Here is a 17,202-nt window from a genome sequence, read left to right on the forward strand (position 1 = left end):
ACGCTGACATGGCGCAGGCTGGGAGGGGGAGTGGTGGTTCCCGCCGAGGCGCAACGTCTGCGTTATCCAGGAGGATTCCCCGCACCAGCCGCGCGCGCTAGGCGGCTGCAGAGCTGCGGCCTCCGTACCCTCATCCGCCCTTCGGGCACCTTCTCCCGAGGGGAGAAGGGAGAGACACGCGCAGCACGCGCCGCTTTCCCAATCCCGATTCCCCAATCCCAGCGCGTCAGCGCTTCACATCGAATCGCGCATCGCCCACGCAGGCCTGCACATCGGCCACCGACAGTGGATTGAAATCGCCGGGAATCGAATGCTTCAGGCAACCGGCGGCCAGGCCGAAGCGCACCGTGTCTTCCAGCGGCCAGCCTTCGATCAGGCCGTGCAGCACGCCGGCCGCAAACGCATCGCCACCGCCGATACGGTCGATGATCGGGGTCAGTTCCTCGCTGGGCGCACGCGCCACGGCGCCTTCGCGCGGCACCAGCATCGCGCCCAGGCTGTGGTGGTCCACGTTATGCGCCACGCGTTGCGTGCATGCCATCAGCTGCAGCTGCGGGAAGGCAGCGAAGGCCTGTTGCGCAGCCGCTTCAACGCGCGCTTCCAGCGTGTCCTGCGCGAACTCGCCACCCAGCACCACGCCGATGTCGCGGTAATCGGCGAACACCACATCCGCACAGGCGAACAGCTGATGCAGGATGCCGCGCGCATCGCCCTGCCAGCGTTGCCACAGCTTGGGCCGGTAATTGCCGTCGAAGGAAACCTTGACCCCGGCCGCACGCGCCGCGCGCGCGGCTGCCAGCGTGGCCTGCGCCACCTCCGCACCCAGCGCCGGGCTCACGCCCGACAGGTGCAGCCACTGCGCGCCCTCGAGCAGGCGCGGCCAGTCGTAGGCATCGGCGGGCGCCAGCGCAAACGCCGAATCGGCGCGGTCGTAGACCACTTCGCTGGGGCGGTGGATCGCCCCGGTGGTCAAAAAGTACAAGCCCATGCGGCCATCCACGCGCCGCACGTCGCGGGTGTCCACCGCATGGCGGCGTAGTTCGCCCAGCACCGCCGCACCCAGCGGGTTGTCCGCGACCGTGCTCACCATGGCCACCTCGTGGCCGAAGTGCGCGAGCGACACGCCGACGTTGGCCTCTGCACCACCGCAGTGCACGTCCAGTCGCGGTTGCTGCAGCAGCAGTTCGTGGCCGGGCGCTCCCAGGCGCAGCAGCAACTCTCCAAAACACAGGAAGCGGGCTCGACTCATGCGGCAATACCTCGGCTGGGTGAAGCGTCACGGCCAGGCGACCGTGATGCATAACGATGACCATCGGTGTCATTCTAGCCCCCGCAGATCGGAGCCGGCGAGACCCATGATGCGGGATGCCGCGACCGACTTCGCACCATTTCGGCGAAATCCGGACGCATTTCTGCTGCGCTGCAAGATGTTGAACGGCGATTCAGCTGGTAACGTCTTTTTGACTAGCGGTGTCATTAGCCGCGCACACCCCACATTTCACATTGTTCATGGACCCTTGGGAGGGGAGGACATGCAATTTCGGACCACCAGCCGGAAGACACCGGTTACCTTGCTGGCATTGTCGATCGGCCTGGCGCTGAGCGGCCACGCGCTCGCGCAAGACACCGCCGCCCAATCACCTGCCGAGCCCGCCGTGGACCTGGACACCGTTACGGTGACCGGCTACCGCGCCAGCGTGGAAAAGGCCCTGGACATCAAGCGCGGCGAAGCCGGCGTGGTCGATGCCATCGTCGCTGAAGACATCGGCAAGTTCCCCGATCTCAACCTGGCCGAGTCGCTGCAGCGCATTCCCGGCGTGGTGATCACCCGCGAAGCCGGTGAAGGCCGCGCCATCTCGGTGCGCGGCCTGGGCCCGGAGTTCACCCGCGTGCGCATCAATGGCATGGAAGCGCTCACCACCGTGGGCGCCGGCGACCAGAGCGGCGGCACCAACCGCGGCCGCGGCTTCGACTTCAATGTGTTCGCTTCGGACCTGTTCTCGCAGCTGATCGCGCGCAAGACGGCCTCGGCCGATGTGGAGGAAGGCTCGCTGGGCGCCACCGTCGATCTGCGCACCGCGCGCCCGTTCGACTACGACGGCTTCACTTTCGCCGCCAGCGGCCAGGCCGCCTACAACGCCATGGCCGAGAAGGCCAACCCGCGTGTGGCCGCGTTGATCGCCAATACCTGGGCCGACAACACCTTCGGCGCGCTGCTCTCGGTGGCGTTCACCGAACGCGAAGTGCTGGAAGAAGGCGCCAACACCGGCCGTTGGGCCAACGGCACCAGCAACGGCGGCTTCAACGCGGCCTCGCCGTTCGCCGCCGCCCGCTCGGCCGATGTCTATCACCCGCGCTTCCCGCGCTACACCCAGCAGATCCACGACCAGCAGCGCCTGGGCGTGACCGGCGCACTGCAATGGAAGCCCTCCGACCGCACCACGCTGTCGCTGGACATGCTGTATTCCAAGATCGATGCCAAGCGCGACGAGCACTATATCGAAGCGATCTCCTTCAGCCGTAACCGCGACGGGCTCACCCCGCGTCGCCCGGTGCGCGACGGCAAGCCGGGCACCATCGTGCGCAATGGCGAGATCCGCAACAACGCGCTGGTCTACGGCGAGTTCGACAACGTCGACATCCGCTCGGAAAACCGCCACGACGAGTGGAACACCGAGTTCAGGCAGATCAGCTTCGACGTGGAGCATCGCTTCAACGATGCCTTCAGCATGAATGCCCGGGTGGGTACCTCGCGCTCGGCGCACGAGAACCCGATCCAGACCACCATCATCATGGACAAGTACGATGTCGATGGGTACAGCTACGACTACCGCGGCAACAGCCGCGCGCCGGTGCTGAACTACGGCATCAACCCGACCGATCCCAATGGCTGGGAACTGGCCGAAATCCGCCTGCGTCCGCAGTCGGTGGACAACGATTTCGATACCGGCCAGATCGACTTCAACTGGAACATCAGCCCGGGCTTCCGCCTCAAGGGCGGTGTGCTGGCCAAGAACTACAGCTTCAACACGGTCGAGTTGCGCCGCGCCAACGAACTGGCCGTGCCCAATTTCGCCGGCGGTACCCCGATCGTGCCGGTGAGCTTCACCGAACAGGCCGGCCTGAAGGGCATCAACGGCAGCCCGGCGGACTGGGTGGTACCGAACCTGGATGCGGTGGCCAACCAGTTCGGCATCTACAGCAACAGCGGTACCTTCGCCGTGGCGCCGCGCGTCAACAACAGCCGCAGCGTCGAAGAGAAGGATCGCGGCGTGTGGTTGATGGGCGAGTTCTCCACCGACCTGGGCTCCATTCCGCTGTCGGGTAACTTCGGCGTGCGCTATGTGGAAACCGAGCAGGAATCCACCGGCTATGCGCTGATCAACAACGCACCGGCGCTGACCACGGTGGGCCGCAAGTACAGCAATACGCTGCCCTCGTTCAACCTGGTCGCCGAGCTGGCACCGGACCTGCTGCTGCGCCTGGGCGCGGCCAAGGTCATGAGCCGTCCCGGCCTGGGCAGCCTCACCCCGGGCGTCACCGTGGCGGTGGCCGGCGGCGCGCGCACCGTGGCCGGCGGCAACCCGGATCTGGACCCGATCGAAGCCACCAACGTCGACCTCGGCCTGGAGTGGTACTTCAACGAAGGCGCGATGCTGGGTGTTGGCGTGTTCTACAAGGACATCGAAAGCTTCATCCAGACAGCGCGCGAAGTGCGCCCGTACTCCAGCAGTGGCCTGCCGGCCTCGTTGCTGGACGGCACCGGCGCCAGCGTCAACGACGACTTCGCCTTCAGCATCCCGCTCAACACCCCGGGCGGCGAACTGAAGGGCGTGGAAGCCAACTACACCCAGCCTTTCACCTTCCTGCCGGGCAAGTGGGCCAACCTGGGCGTGCAGCTCAACTACACCTGGGTCGATTCGCAGATCCAGTATCTGGCCAGCACCGGCGCGCCGGTGATGAAGAACGACCTGCTGGGTCTGTCGCGCTCGTCGTGGAATGCCACGCTGTTCTACGAAGGCGATACCTTCGCAGGCCGCATCTCGGCCACCAACCGCGACGATTACCTCACCCAGGCACCGGGTGCGGAAGCCGGCTTCAACGTCGATGGCGTGCACGGCATGACCGGCACCACCATGATCGATGCCTCGCTGCGCTACAAGATCAGCAAGCAGCTGGAGCTGAGCCTGGAAGGCATCAACCTCACCAACGAAGCCCAGGACGAGTGGGTGTCCTCGCCGCGCACTGGCCAGCTGCCGCTGCAGTACGCCGAAACCGGTCGCCAGTACCTGCTGGGCCTGCGTTACAAGTACTGACCGTTGTCCGCCCGCTGCGCGCATGCGCAGCGGGCCCCATTCCGATCCCCCATCGCGTCTGCGTCCTGCGCCCGATTCCACGTGCGCAGGCAGCGCGGTGGGCACAGGTTTCGAGCGCCCCACATCACGTCGCGCGCATTCGCCAGACGCGCAGCAGGTTCGCTGCCCGCGTCATGCAGTTACCGGTGGCCTCGGGGGAGGCCATGCGCGCGTCATTGCAGCAGTGCCATGGAGAGAGCCGCATCATGCATGTCCGTTCGCGCCATTCCGCCCGTGTGGCGGCCCCCCGTTTGTCCACCGCCCGCCTGTCGGTCGCCATCGTGCTGGCCCTGCAGGCGGCCAGCGCCGTTGCGCAGACCGCGCCGGCAGCGGCCACCGATGCGGTGGATCTGGACCGCGTGCAGGTCAAGGCCACCTATCGCGAAAGCCTGCAGCAGTCGCTGGACACCAAGCGCTACAGCGTGGAGCAGGTTGATGCCATCCACGCCGAAGACATCGGCAAGTTCCCCGATCTGAACCTGGCCGAATCGATGCAGCGCATCGCCGGCGTGTCGATCGATCGCGAAGGCGGCGAGGGCAAGCAGATCTCCGTGCGTGGCCTGGGCTCGGACTTCACCCGCGTGCGCGTCAACGGGCTGGAAGCGCTGGCCACTGCCGGCAGCGGCAGCGATGGCGTCAACCGCAGCCGCGGTTTCGATTTCAACACCTTCGCCTCCGAACTGTTCAGCCGCGTCACCATCAGCAAGACCCAGTCGGCGCAGACCGACGAAGGCTCGCTGGGCGCCACCGTCGACCTGCGCGGCTCGCGCCCGTTCGACTTCGATGGTTTCGAGGCCGCCGCTTCCGCGCAGTACGGCTACAACGATCTCTCGCGCGAGAACGACCCGCGTTTCTCCGGCCTGATCAGCAACATCTGGGCCGACGGCCGTGTGGGCGCCCTGCTGTCGGTGTCCTACAGCGAACGCCACCTGCGCGAGGAAGGCTACAACCCGGTGCGCTGGGAGCACGGCAACTACCGCAACTCCAACCAGAGCACCGCCACCAACAACGGCACCTACGGCTTCTGCTCGCCGGTGGGCTACAACCCGCAGACCCCGCGCAACCCGTTGTCGAACGAAACCCGCGCCGGCGTCGGCTCGCAGGCCAACCAGGACCGCAACAACGGCTGGGGCAGCTACGGCATCAGCGCCACCACCTGCGGTACCGGCATCCCGCGCCCGGCCAATACGCCGGAGAACATCCAGGCCTACGAAACCGCCACCGATGCCTGGATTCCGCGTTACCCGCGCTATATCCGCACCGATCACCAGCTGGAGCGGCTGGGTGTCACCGGCGCGCTGCAGTTCAAGTTCAGCGACGACACCCTGCTGAACGTCGACATGCTGTATTCCAAGCTGGACAAGGACCAGCGCGAGGACTCGGTCGGCGCCAACCTGCACCGCACCGCCAACTTCGGCGGCAAGACCCAGATCGCGGTGCGGCAGGCGCAGGTGGACGCGCAGAACCGCCTCACCTACGGCGTATTCGACAACGTCGACTTCCGTACCGAATCCAGCAACATCGAAGAGTCCACCGAGTTCAAGCAGTTCAGCCTGGACCTGCAGCACCGCTTCAACGATCAGGTGCGCGTCAACGCGCTGCTCGGCCATTCGACCTCGGATTACGAACGCCCCGAGTTCTCGATGGTGAGCTTCGACAACACCAACCTGGACGGCTTCGTGCTCGACCGCCGCGGTGGCGGCGACTACCCCAGCATGAGCTTCCCGTTCGACGCCGGCGACACCAACAGCTGGCGCTGGCTGGGCTACGGCGCGGTGCCGGTCAACAGCAACGGCACCGCTCGCGGCAGCAACATCAGCGAAGTGCGGCTCAACCCGCAGTCGGTGCGCAATACCTTCGACACCGCCAAGGTGGATCTGGAATTCAACATCGATCCCACCTTCACCTTCCGCACCGGCCTGGCCTACAAGGACTACGACATGGACACGTCGGAGTCGCGCAACATCTCCTATGGCCGACTGTCGCAGGCCTTGCCGGCCGGGGTGGGCGTCGGCGATCTGAGCAAGACACTGGACGGTTTCGGCCGCAGCTTGAACGGCAACTTCCCCACCACCTGGGTGATTCCGGATTTCCAGAAGGTCGCCGACCTGCTCAACATCAACTGCAACTGCGACACCGGTGTGCCCGGCGGTGACTACCGCATGGCCGACGTCGGTCACTTCGGCTCGTCCAACAACAACTTCGCCGTCAACGAAAAGAGCCTGGGCACCTACCTGCAGCTGGATTTCAACACCGACCTGCTGGGCCGCGCGCTGCGCGGCAACCTGGGTGTGCGCTATGTGCAGACGCAAATCGCCGCCAGCGGCTATGCGCCGTGTACGGCCACGGTGGCCGGTGCGATCTCGCCCAACTGCCAGTCGTTCTTCGGCGTGGCCAGCGCTACCGCCGCTGCCGGCGAGCGCCTGCTGGTGCCCACCACCGTCACCCACAACTACCGCGACATCCTGCCCTCGTTGAACCTGTCCTGGGATGTCAGCGACGAGGTGGTGCTGCGCTTCGGTGCGGCCAAGACCATGGCGCGCCCAACGCTGGCGTATCTGTCGCCCAGCGTCAGCGGCGGCCCCACCCAGTACTTCGACGACGGGCGCTTCTTCTCGATCAACCTGGGCAACCCCAAGCTCGATCCGTTCCGCTCGACGAACTACGACCTCAGCGCCGAATGGTATTTCCGCGAAGGCTCGCTGCTGTCGGCGGCGGTGTTCTACAAGGACATCGACAGCTACGTGCAGCGCACCCGCGTGCTCACCACCTGGGAGGCGATGGGCTATTCGCTGGACCTGCTGCCCGCAGGTTTCACCCCGGACACCATCTTCAACGTCCAGAGCTACTTCAATACCCCCGGCGGCCCGCTCAGGGGCTTCGAGCTGACCTATCAGCAGGCCTTCGATTTCCTGCCCGGGTTCTGGCGCAACTTCGGCGTGCAGCTCAACTACACCCAGGTCGATTCCAAGATCGATTACCTGTTCAGCACCGCCGGCAACAGCAATACCAGCATCACCACCACCACCACCGAACGCGACCTGCTCAATCTCTCGCCGCAGTCCTACAACGCCACCGTCTATTACGACGACGGCCGCTTCAGTGCGCGCGTGTCCACCAGCTATCGCGACGGCTACATCAACAACATCCTGGCCCAGGAAGACGTCTACGACCTCGACGGTCGGCGCCTGGCCACGGCCGATGTCACCGGTAAATACAGTGTTGAAAACGTCGATTTCAACATGTCCTACAAGGTCAGCGACCAGCTGTCGCTGACCTTCGAGGCCATCAACCTGCTCGACACCCCCGACCGCCGCTACGTCGATTCCACGCTGGAACTGCCCGACAAGTACACCGTGACCGGGCGTCAGTACTACATCGGCGCGCGCTACAAGTTCTGACAGGAGCAACGCATGCAACTGCATCGCAGGATCGTGTTACGTACGCTTGCCGCCACCGCCATGGCGGCGGGGCTCTCCCTCGGTGGCATCGCCCTCGCTGCCGACCCGGTCTATACCGTGGCCAAGCAGGGCAATGCCGGCTACCGCACCGTGCAGGCCGCCATCGATGCCGCCGTGCAAGGCGGCAAACGCGCGCAGATCAAGGTGGGCGCCGGTGTGTATCAGGAGCTGATCGTGGTTCCGGCCAATGCACCCGCATTGAAGCTGACCGGCGCCGGTGCCACGCAAACCGTCATCACCTACGACAACTATGCCTCGCGCATCAATCCGGCCACCGGCAAGGAGTACGGCACCTCGGGCTCGTCCAGCGTCATCATCGCCGGCAACGACTTCACTGCCGAGCAGCTGAGCCTGGGCAACCACGCCGGCCCGGTTGGCCAGGCGGTGGCCGTGCGCGTGGATGGCGATCGCGCCGCGTTCCGCAACGTGCGCTTCCTCGGTTACCAGGACACGCTGTACCTGCGCGGCGCCAAGCTGTCGTACTTCCTCGACTGCTATGTCGAAGGCACGGTGGACTTCGTGTTCGGCGCCGGCACCGCGCTGTTCGAAAACGTGCAGCTGCATTCGCTGGGCGATGGCTATCTCACTGCCGCCTCCACCCCGCAGGAAGCCGCCCGTGGCTTCGTGTTCCGTAATGCGCGCGTCACCGCCGCCAGCGGCGTCTCGCGCGTCCACCTGGGCCGCCCGTGGCGCCCGTATGCCAGCGTCAGCTTCATCAGCAGCCAGCTGGGCAAGCACATCGTGCCCGAAGGTTGGAACAACTGGGGCAACGCCGCCAACGAAGCCACTGCCCGCTACAGCGAATACCAGAGCAGCGGCGCCGGCGCCAACCCGTCGCGCCGCGTGAAGTGGTCGCGCCAGCTCACCGCCGCGCAGGCCGCCGCACTGGACCGCGCCACCATCCTCGGCAACTGGAAGCCCTTCTGATGATCAAGTTCTCCACTCTCGCCTTCACCGGCGCGCTGCTGCTGGCTCCGCTCTCGGCCATGGCCGACAAGATCGCCGACAACATGCTGCTGCTGCAGACCGCGTCGGGCGGCTGGTCCAAGCACTACAAGGGTGTGGCCGTCGACTACACCCGCACCTTCAGTGCGGCGGAAATCGCCGAGCTGCAGAAGCCCGGCCGCAAGGACGACGCCACCATCGACAACAAGGCGACCACGTACGAAATCACATACCTGGCCACTGCCTTCAAGAACGAGAAGAACGCCAAGTACATCGCCGCCGCGCGCCGGGGTGTGGACTATCTGCTCAAGGCGCAATACGCCAACGGCGGCTGGCCACAGTTCTACCCGGACCTGTCGTCCTACCACCATCAGATCACCTACAACGACGATGCGATGGTGCGCGTGCTCAACCTGCTGCAGGACATCGCCGAGGGCAAGGGCGACACCGGCGCGCAACTGCGCGGCAGCCACGGCGCTAAGTCCACCCAGGCGGTGGCCAAGGGCGTGGAATGCGTCCTCGCCACCCAGGTCAAGATCGGCGGCAAGCTCACCATCTGGGGCGCGCAGTACGACGAGGTCACGCTCAAGCCGGCCAAGGCGCGTGCGTACGAGCTGGCATCGCTGGCTTCGAGCGAGTCGGTCAGCATCGTGCGCTTCTTGATGCGCCAGCCCAACCCCTCGGCCAAGATCAAGACCGCAGTGCAGGCGGCCGGTGCCTGGTTCGACACCCACCGCATGCGCGATGTGGCCACCAGGAAGATCGACGACCCCACCCAGGAAACCGGCAAGGACGTGATCCTGGTCGCGCAACCCGGTGCCTCCTTGTGGGCGCGCTTCTACGACCTGCAGAATCAACGTCCGCTGTATGCCAATCGTGAGGGCAAGGCCTTGACCGAGTACATGCAGGTGCCCAACGAGCGCCGTGTGGGCTATGCCTGGCACGGCACCTGGCCGGACAAGTTGTTGAAGGACGAGATTCCCAAGTGGAAGGCCGCAAACGGGCTGTAGTGGACGCAGCCATCGCACCACCGCACGCGGCGCAGGCTGGCGCGCGCAGCACGCAGGCACGGCATGTACTCTCGTACATGCCGGCCCGCGTGCTCGCCGCCAAGCTTGCGCCGCGTGCCGCGTTGCGGTGGCACGTTGCAGTGTCTGTCGCCCCTGCAGTGCGGCAGTGGTTTTGAAATAGACGAGGTGCGTGTGCTGAAGGTTTGGATGGGTGTGTTGTGTCTGATCGCGCTGCCGGCAAGTGCGGCCACTTCCACGGCTCCGGAGTTGCTGTTCCGGGTCTCGGCCGATCGCAGCCTGGAGGCCGACGTGGCCCGCGGCGATGCGGTCCCCAACTTCCGCGACAAGATCGCCCTGGTACCCACCGGCAAACGCGGCAACGCCATCGAATGGGCCGACGACGGCGTGCTGTCGTGGAATGCGCCCGGCAACCTCTACACCCAGCGCGGCACGCTCGGTTTCTTCTGGCGTTCGCGTTACCCGGTCGGCGAAGCGCCGTTCGTGATCTTCCGCGTCGGCTACGCCGACCACACCAGCTGGGACATGGCCTGGCTGCGCATCGACTGGAATGGCCACGGCTTCGATGCCTTCGTCACCGATGCCAACCTCGCGCGCACCCGCGTCTCCTTCAAGCTCGACAAGAATCCCGCCGCCAGCGCCTGGACCCACCTCGCCTTCGCCTGGGACGAAACCCGCGGCGTGCGCCTGTACGTGGACGGCAAGGAAGCCGCGCGCGCAGACTGCGGCGCGCCTTGCGCCAACGGCGGCTCGCTCGATTACGACGCCGCGCTCGACCAGTTCGGCCTGGCCGGCCGCGTGATGTCGCCGCACCAGGTGCAGAGCCGCTACAACTTCCTGCGTGGCAGCGACTTCGACGAGATCCGCATCTACGACCGCATGCTCGACGCCAGCGGCGCCGCCGCGCTGGCACGCCTGCAGGAGCCCGCCAGCGCTGAAGCACCCACTAACAACGCGCAGCACGCCGCCTTCCTGCACCGCTTCGGTTGGGACAACGGCCACGCACCGCCGCTGCTGGATGCGCCGGTCACCCGCATCCGCAAGGTGGAGTTCGCCGACACGCGCGACCTCAAGCAGTGGATGTGGAAGGCCACCGACGGCATCGCCGAAACCACCTGGCCCGGCGTCTACAACCGCTCGCGCTTGGCCGGTCGCGACGACTACTTCCAGCTGCCGGACTGGAACACCTATGTCGAAGGCGGCAATACGCTGGACCTCAGCCTGGCGGACGAACCCTTCAACCGCATCGAACTGCGCGGCGCCGCCTACGGCCAGGCCACCTACGCCGCGCCCAATGCCCCAGCGCAGCCGCTGTTCGAACGCAAGCAAGGCGTGGTGCGCAGCGTGGACCAGTTCGAAGAGCGCCGCGGCGGCACGCTCAGATTCGCCAACACCGCGCAGGAAACCCCCATCCAGGAAATCTGGGCCTATGACGTGCAGCCGGGCGATGTGCCCAAAGGCAGCGCGCAACTCAGCTACACCGTGCGCAGCGACATCCAGCCCGATTACGACAACCTCGCACCGCTGCGCGATGTCATCGCCGGCCGTTACCCGCCTGGCGAGCGCCAGACCGTCATTGCGCTGCCCACCAAGGCACCGGCGCGCAAGCGCCCCAGCGACAAGGCCGCCACAAGCGCGCAGCAACCCATCGTGCACATCCTGGTGCCCTCCAGCCTGGGCGACCCGCCGCCGGACCAGGCGCTGATGCGCAGCTGGTCTTACGGCTGGGAGAACATGCACGACGGCCTGGACGGCATCGCCATCACCCTGCCGGCGCTCAATCTGCCGGCCACCCACAACGGCAGCATCCCGCTCAACATCCGCATCAAGGACCCCATCTGGCCCGCGCGCGACATGATCGATGTCTCGGTCGCGGTCACTCCCGGCCAGGCGCGCACGCTGTGGCTGGACCTGCGCGACCGCATCCTCAGCAACGACAGCCTGATGCTCAGCATCGCCGCCGCCGCGCCCGGCTTCGATGCCAATGCGCTCGATGGCACCCAGCTGCAGCTGGTGTTCAAGCCGCGCGCCGAGGCCATCACCGAACACGTCGCCGACCGCTTCAACCAGGTCAAGGACAACTGGGGCTTTTTGGTCGAAGAACACACCACCTCCAAGCGCCAGCTGCTCTACAAGCGCCTGGACGCGGACATCACCGACCTGCTGCGCGTCGACCCGGACCACGCCCTCGGCCGCCAGTACTGGAACGACATCAGCTACGCCAACCAGGGCGAGCTGCCTGTCGAGATGCCCACCGTGCCCAAGGGCGTGCCCGCCTGGGCGTTCTGGCAGCTGCAAGACCTCAGCGCCACCCGCCGCTATATCCGCTGGTGGATCGAGCAGCGCCAGGTGGCCTACGGCGATTTCGGCGGCGGCATCTCGGATGACTCGGACCTGGTGCAGCAATGGCCCGGCGTCGCCCTGATGGGTGTGGACCCGGACATGCTCAATGCCTCCATGCTGGCGCTGTCCGATGCCAACTACCGCAACGGCATGTTCACCAACGGCCTGTCCACCATTGAGACCGACGAGCTGCATGCGTATGAAGAGGGCATCAACCTCAACAGCGCCCTGCTGTACCTCAACTGGGGTGACCCGCGCACCGTCGAGCGCCTGATGCAGACGGTCAAGGCCTTCGATAACGTCATCCAGGTCAACCCGCAAGGCCACCTGCTGTTCGCCAGCAACTGGTTCGGCGGCCGCAAGGTCTACCGCGAGCCCAATTGGCAATGGCAAAAGCCGTACTCCTTTCCCATCGTGCACCCGGCCATCCTGCTGGGCGGCTATAACGCCGACCCCAACAGCCGCCGCATCGTCACCGGGTTGGCCGACGGCTATCTCGCCCACGCCTACACCAACGCCAAGGGCAATTGGGCGCTGCCCAACGAGATCAACTGGCAAACCGGCAAAACCCGCGGCGGCGAACTGTTCGAAGGCAGCGGCGGCGCCGACACCTTGCATACCTTCTGGGCCGCCTACCGCTTCACCGGCGAAGATCGCTATCTCAAGCCAATCGACTACCGCGTGGCCAACAGCGGCCCCAACGGCCTGTCGCTGCTCAACGAAAACTTTCTCGACGTCATGGGCAAGCGCAACGACTGGAGCGGCAAGCTCATCGACGCCGCAAATAAAGACGATGACAGCGCCCCGGACTTCCCGCACCACGTGGCCTGGGAGCAAACCGGCAACCTGGAGTATCTCGCCGCCATTTACCGTAGCGAGGCACGCGAGAAACTGCAGAACTTCTACATGAACACCGAAGGCCACTGGTGGAGCGACCGCGTGGAATCTCCCACGGTCAACCTGCAACGCGCACGCCTGGGCGGCGTGGCCCTCAAGCGCAACCAGACCTACCCCGGCCACACCGTGAGCTGGCGCTTCAATGACCCGGAGGCCGCCACCCAGGTCGCCATCGCCATCCCCGCACCCCGGCAAGACCGCTTCACCGTCATCGCCTACAACACATCGAATAAAAACCAGCGCGCCAGCATGACCGGCTGGAACGTCGCCTCGGGCCAATGGCGCATCACCCAGGGCGTGGACCGCGACGGCGACGGCAAGATCGACGGCACCGGCACCACGCGCGAGGTGGCCTTCGAGAAAAGCGCCGCCATCGACATCGACTTCCCCGCAGGCCGCACCACCATCCTGCAGCTCGAACGCATCGCAGCCACCACCCCGGTCGAACTACGCCCGGACCTGGGCATCGGCCACGGCGATATGCGCGTGACCGCCGATGCCATCGAGGTCACCGTGCACAGCCTCGGCCACGCCGACGCACCGGCCGGGTTTGTGGTGCTGGAAGATGCGCGTGGCAAGGAGCTGGCAAGAGCCGCATTCCCGGCACTCGCCGCACCACGCGATCTGCAGCCAATCACCACGCAGGTACGCCTGCCGCTAACCAACCCCGCAAACCTGAAAGCCGCGCAGCTACGCATCATCACCGATGGCAACGTCGCAGAGATCACCGGCCTCAACAATATGCTGCCGCTGCCAACCCCAACCACCGCGCCAACGACAAAAACCAGCCCATAACCAAACTCACCCATCCCTTCTCCCGCACGCGGGAGAAGGTGCCCGAAGGGCGGATGAGGGCAAACCCGACAAAGCCAACGATCAGTCGCGCAACCGCATTGACGCAATCCAAAAACTCGGCGAGGATCAAGGCACGCAGGACTTAATGCAGCCGCAAAGCCATACATTTCTTCAGGGGGAAGAAACAATGTTGAGCAAGGCATGGAGCATCGTGGCACTGACTGTGGCCGCACTGGGGTGCGGCATAACACCTGGCGTCAGAGGGATGTAGCTGAGAATCGTTGATTTTCAGGACGCTCGTGGTGATTTGCAACGGTCGGAAGTCGGCGATGATCAGGTTGCGCCGGGCTTAAATTGCGGCTACATACACGCAATTTATTAACGGCTTCTTCCAAACCAAAGCACTATCTGAGCAAGAGGAGGCTGACGTCAATGTAAAGAACTTCGCTGTAATAAACCCTAAGTGGGGACCCAGAAGCCTAACAATTCATTCAAGCCGATGCCGTTTTGTGGCCGACTTAATTCAGGCTTTAGTCCCCCCAAGAGCCGAGTCTTGCGCCATCTAGTAACTGGAGACTACATGTCTGACCTCGTTCCTAAGTCGTCGATGGACCTCGTCGATCCCCAAGCTCAGATCATTGTTGATTTTTTGAAGGGCATCGGCCTTCCTCACGACAACATCATTGCCACGCAAGATCAGCGCGCGATCATTAGTCAAAACCTTCCTGCCTATATTCAGTCGCTTCCGGCAGAGGTGAAGCATGGAGCAAGGTATCTGTCTAAATTTGTGGTTGGTGCAGGCATCGGCCTTTTCGACTACTCGTTAAATGCAATATGGAATGAGGTGGTACTTGATCTCCATAAGAAGGCCATTTCCTACGGGTTGGACATCTTCTACGACGCTGCGATCGGTGGGAAGGCTCGAGAATTCTATCAGTCAGAGGAAGATTTACGCTCGGTCAAGGATGCTGTTCTGCTAGATACATGCCGCAAACTTGAACTCATAAGCGACACTACCCACAAGAAGCTGAAGCACATCCTCGACATGAGGAACGACATTGGCATCTCGCACCCGACAAACTATACAATTAATGCGTTTGAGCTACTGGGCTGGCTGCAGAATTGCATTCAAGACGTCCTAAACGACCGCCCGACCGAAGCTGCACTGAAAGTCCAAGCATTCATCCAAAATCTGAAGAATCACACACAGCCTTTAGACCAAGCAAACATTGCGTCGATCACAAGTAAAATCGGAGCGCTGGCCTCACATCATTGTGGAAATGTTCTCCGCACGATGTTCGGAATATATGTGTCCTCCGATACTGACCCTCAAGTTAGAAAAAATATTTCACTTTTGGCAGTCTCTGTGTGGAATGCCAGTAGTGATGAAACCAAATACAGGCTGGGTCTCACGCTAGAGGGTTACAATACCAACTTGTATCGAGAGAAGTATCAGCTTGGTGAACAGTTTCTCCAATCAGTCGGTGGTAATTCATTTCGTTCAAATTCTGAACGAGCTATCATTGTTGACGGTTTGCTTGATCAATTGTTAGAGAAGCATCAGGGGTGGGACAATTTTCACCATGAGGCGCCGGTTGCAGACAGTATCTCTTCATACATTAGTGGACAACAGGACATACTTCCAAATTTCGCACCAAAGTTTGTCAAAACAATCCTAATGTGCAGGATCGGGCGTGGGATAAACTATTGCAGGGGCGTTTCACCGCGCGGTTTGCCCTACTACGATCGTATGATCGCGCTATTAGGTGACCAACTTACACCGCATGCTTTGGCTGCTCTGACTCATTACGAACTTCAATCAAAACTTGAGAAAAACATTGCTCGCGAGCAGGCTTGCTTAGCTTTGGCGGTTTTGAAAGCAGGGGTAGTGAATCAGCGACTTGTAGAATGCATCGACTTCCTCATCACTAACCTCCCAAATAGCGGAAAGACTGTTTTTGATTCGCGTTTTAAAACGCTGTCTTCAGGTTATATCGCGTGGTGAGGGCTAAGAATTAATTCAAGCCGAAACCGCTTCGCGACTCGGCAAAGGAAGGTCTGAACAACTGCCTGTGATCCCCAATAAGGAGTTAGATTCTTAGTCATCCCTGTTTTTTACGGCACCAGCGTCATCTGCTCGCGCACTACGTCGGGCAGTGCGCGTAAGCGTTCTAGCCAGCGTTACAGGTTCCATCGGCCAGCGCCTCGCGACCGATGCGCAGCGTCGAATAGAGTTTGCGTGTACTGTCGCGTCGCGATAGCCACTGGGCGATACCGGTGGCTTCGCGTCCCAGTGCTGCCAGCCAGCTGGACAAAAAACGGTGCCAAAATACCGTTGCCAGGTCCACTTGATAAGTTAATCTTATCCCGTTCCCTTGCCGTTCCCTTGGTGAGTCAGTAGACGTTGGTGAAAAAATTACTTTAAATTATCGCTTCTAGAGAAAATAAATGCACACGAAGAAATTGGAAGAGCTTTCATTGCATGAATTGGCGCAAATCCACTTATCTAGAAATATATTTTCCCAACCCCTGGCGGATGGATATATAAGGTCGGTCATTGGGCAGATGATCTTAGAAATTGGTCAGACTAGTGGTATCACCAATACAAGCGTATTCAGTCCAATCTACGGTGCTTTTGCAATTTTAGATCAAGTAGGCTCTGTCTACGTAAACGAGAATATGGCTCCTTATCCGAACAGCGCCGCCTCTGGCGTAAAAAAAGCTCTATACTATTTTTGTGGAATCTCTGATTTAGATGAGATAAAGGCTATATATGGTCTTAGAAACTCATTGATTCACGACGGAAGTGTGCTATATCGAGGGCGGCACAAGGATGGTAAATGGCAGGGTCCTTTTCATCATTTTATTTTTGATAAAGAAATAAAAGGGCTGGTCGAGTTGCCAGCATCAAGTTGGGATGGAGAATTTTCAAACCTCTCAAATGATAAAAGGACGAAAATAAATAAAAATAAGTTGATTGAATTGGCTTCTAATGCCGTAAGCAATGCTAAGGAATTGCTCGATGAAGGCAGACTTGGAATTGTCCTTAAAGAGAGAGAGATCGAATTGTATTACAAGTATCTTTTTCACAGTAAAACCCCCTAGGGAACCTCTAATAACGTGCCACACATGCGCGACACTATCGGTTCGGAGTGAGGAGGCATCCATGCAACTGACGTTCGGTGACGCCGTGGAGAAACGGGGGCAGGTGCTTAGTTATCCCCACTTTTTACGGCACCAGCGTCATCTGCTCATGCACTGCGTCGGGCAGTGTGCGCAAGCGTTCTAGCCAGCGTGAGACAGGCTCCATCGGCCAGCGCCTGACCAGCGCTTCGCGACCGATGCGCAGCGTCAAATAGAGGAGAACGGGGTCAGGTG

General features: G+C 62.3%; 8 protein-coding genes and 2 pseudogenes. 7 read left to right on the forward strand and 3 right to left on the reverse strand.

From position 1 onward, the window contains the following. Positions 1–226 precede the first annotated feature (226 nt). A complete protein-coding gene (locus tag LL962_RS00155) occupies positions 227–1,249 on the reverse strand; it encodes a sugar kinase (RefSeq protein ID WP_228315448.1) in 1,023 nt (340 codons plus the stop codon). A 283-nt stretch (positions 1,250–1,532) separates the two neighbouring features. Here LL962_RS00155 and LL962_RS00160 point away from each other — a divergent pair, with 283 nt between their 5' ends. From LL962_RS00160 to LL962_RS00185, 6 genes are all read left to right on the forward strand, one after another. Beyond that, a complete protein-coding gene (locus LL962_RS00160) occupies positions 1,533–4,316 on the forward strand; it encodes a TonB-dependent receptor (RefSeq protein ID WP_228315449.1) in 2,784 nt (927 codons plus the stop codon). Between the two features lie 245 nt (positions 4,317–4,561). Continuing rightward, positions 4,562–7,756, forward strand: coding sequence for a TonB-dependent receptor (locus LL962_RS00165; protein ID WP_228315450.1), 3,195 nt, complete (start codon positions 4,562–4,564; stop codon positions 7,754–7,756). Between the two features lie 12 nt (positions 7,757–7,768). After that, the gene (locus tag LL962_RS00170; RefSeq protein WP_104588672.1) at positions 7,769–8,743 is read left to right on the forward strand and encodes a pectinesterase family protein; all 975 of its coding nucleotides are present in this window, start codon (positions 7,769–7,771) and stop codon (positions 8,741–8,743) included. Further along, positions 8,743–9,771 carry a pectate lyase gene (gene pelA / locus LL962_RS00175; protein ID WP_228315451.1) on the forward strand — a complete coding sequence of 343 codons (1,029 nt, stop codon included), beginning with the start codon at positions 8,743–8,745 and terminating at the stop codon, positions 9,769–9,771. The genes LL962_RS00170 and pelA overlap by 1 nt, the downstream gene beginning before the upstream one ends. Before the next feature lie 186 nt (positions 9,772–9,957). Continuing rightward, positions 9,958–13,824 (forward strand): LamG-like jellyroll fold domain-containing protein, encoded by a 3,867-nt coding sequence (locus tag LL962_RS00180; protein ID WP_441004843.1) that lies wholly within the window; start codon positions 9,958–9,960, stop codon positions 13,822–13,824. Between the two features lie 580 nt (positions 13,825–14,404). After that, the gene (locus tag LL962_RS00185) at positions 14,405–15,829 is read left to right on the forward strand and encodes a hypothetical protein (RefSeq protein ID WP_228315452.1); all 1,425 of its coding nucleotides are present in this window, start codon (positions 14,405–14,407) and stop codon (positions 15,827–15,829) included. A gap of 110 nt (positions 15,830–15,939) precedes the next feature. Here LL962_RS00185 and LL962_RS00190 read toward each other — a convergent pair. After that, positions 15,940–16,136: pseudogene (locus LL962_RS00190) on the reverse strand (IS4 family transposase); the annotation flags it as partial. Positions 16,137–16,272: 136 nt separating this feature from the next. Between LL962_RS00190 and LL962_RS00195 the strand changes: the two are divergent. Next, positions 16,273–16,929, forward strand: a complete 657-nt coding sequence (locus tag LL962_RS00195) for a hypothetical protein (RefSeq protein ID WP_228315453.1) — start codon at positions 16,273–16,275, stop codon at positions 16,927–16,929. Between the two features lie 124 nt (positions 16,930–17,053). Here the strand turns inward: LL962_RS00195 and LL962_RS00200 are convergent. Then, positions 17,054–17,185 (reverse strand): annotated as a pseudogene (locus LL962_RS00200) (IS4 family transposase); the annotation flags it as partial. Positions 17,186–17,202 lie beyond the last annotated feature (17 nt).

It is taken from the genome of Xanthomonas sp. NCPPB 1067 (assembly GCF_020783795.1).
GTDB classification, from domain to species: domain Bacteria; phylum Pseudomonadota; class Gammaproteobacteria; order Xanthomonadales; family Xanthomonadaceae; genus Xanthomonas; species Xanthomonas melonis.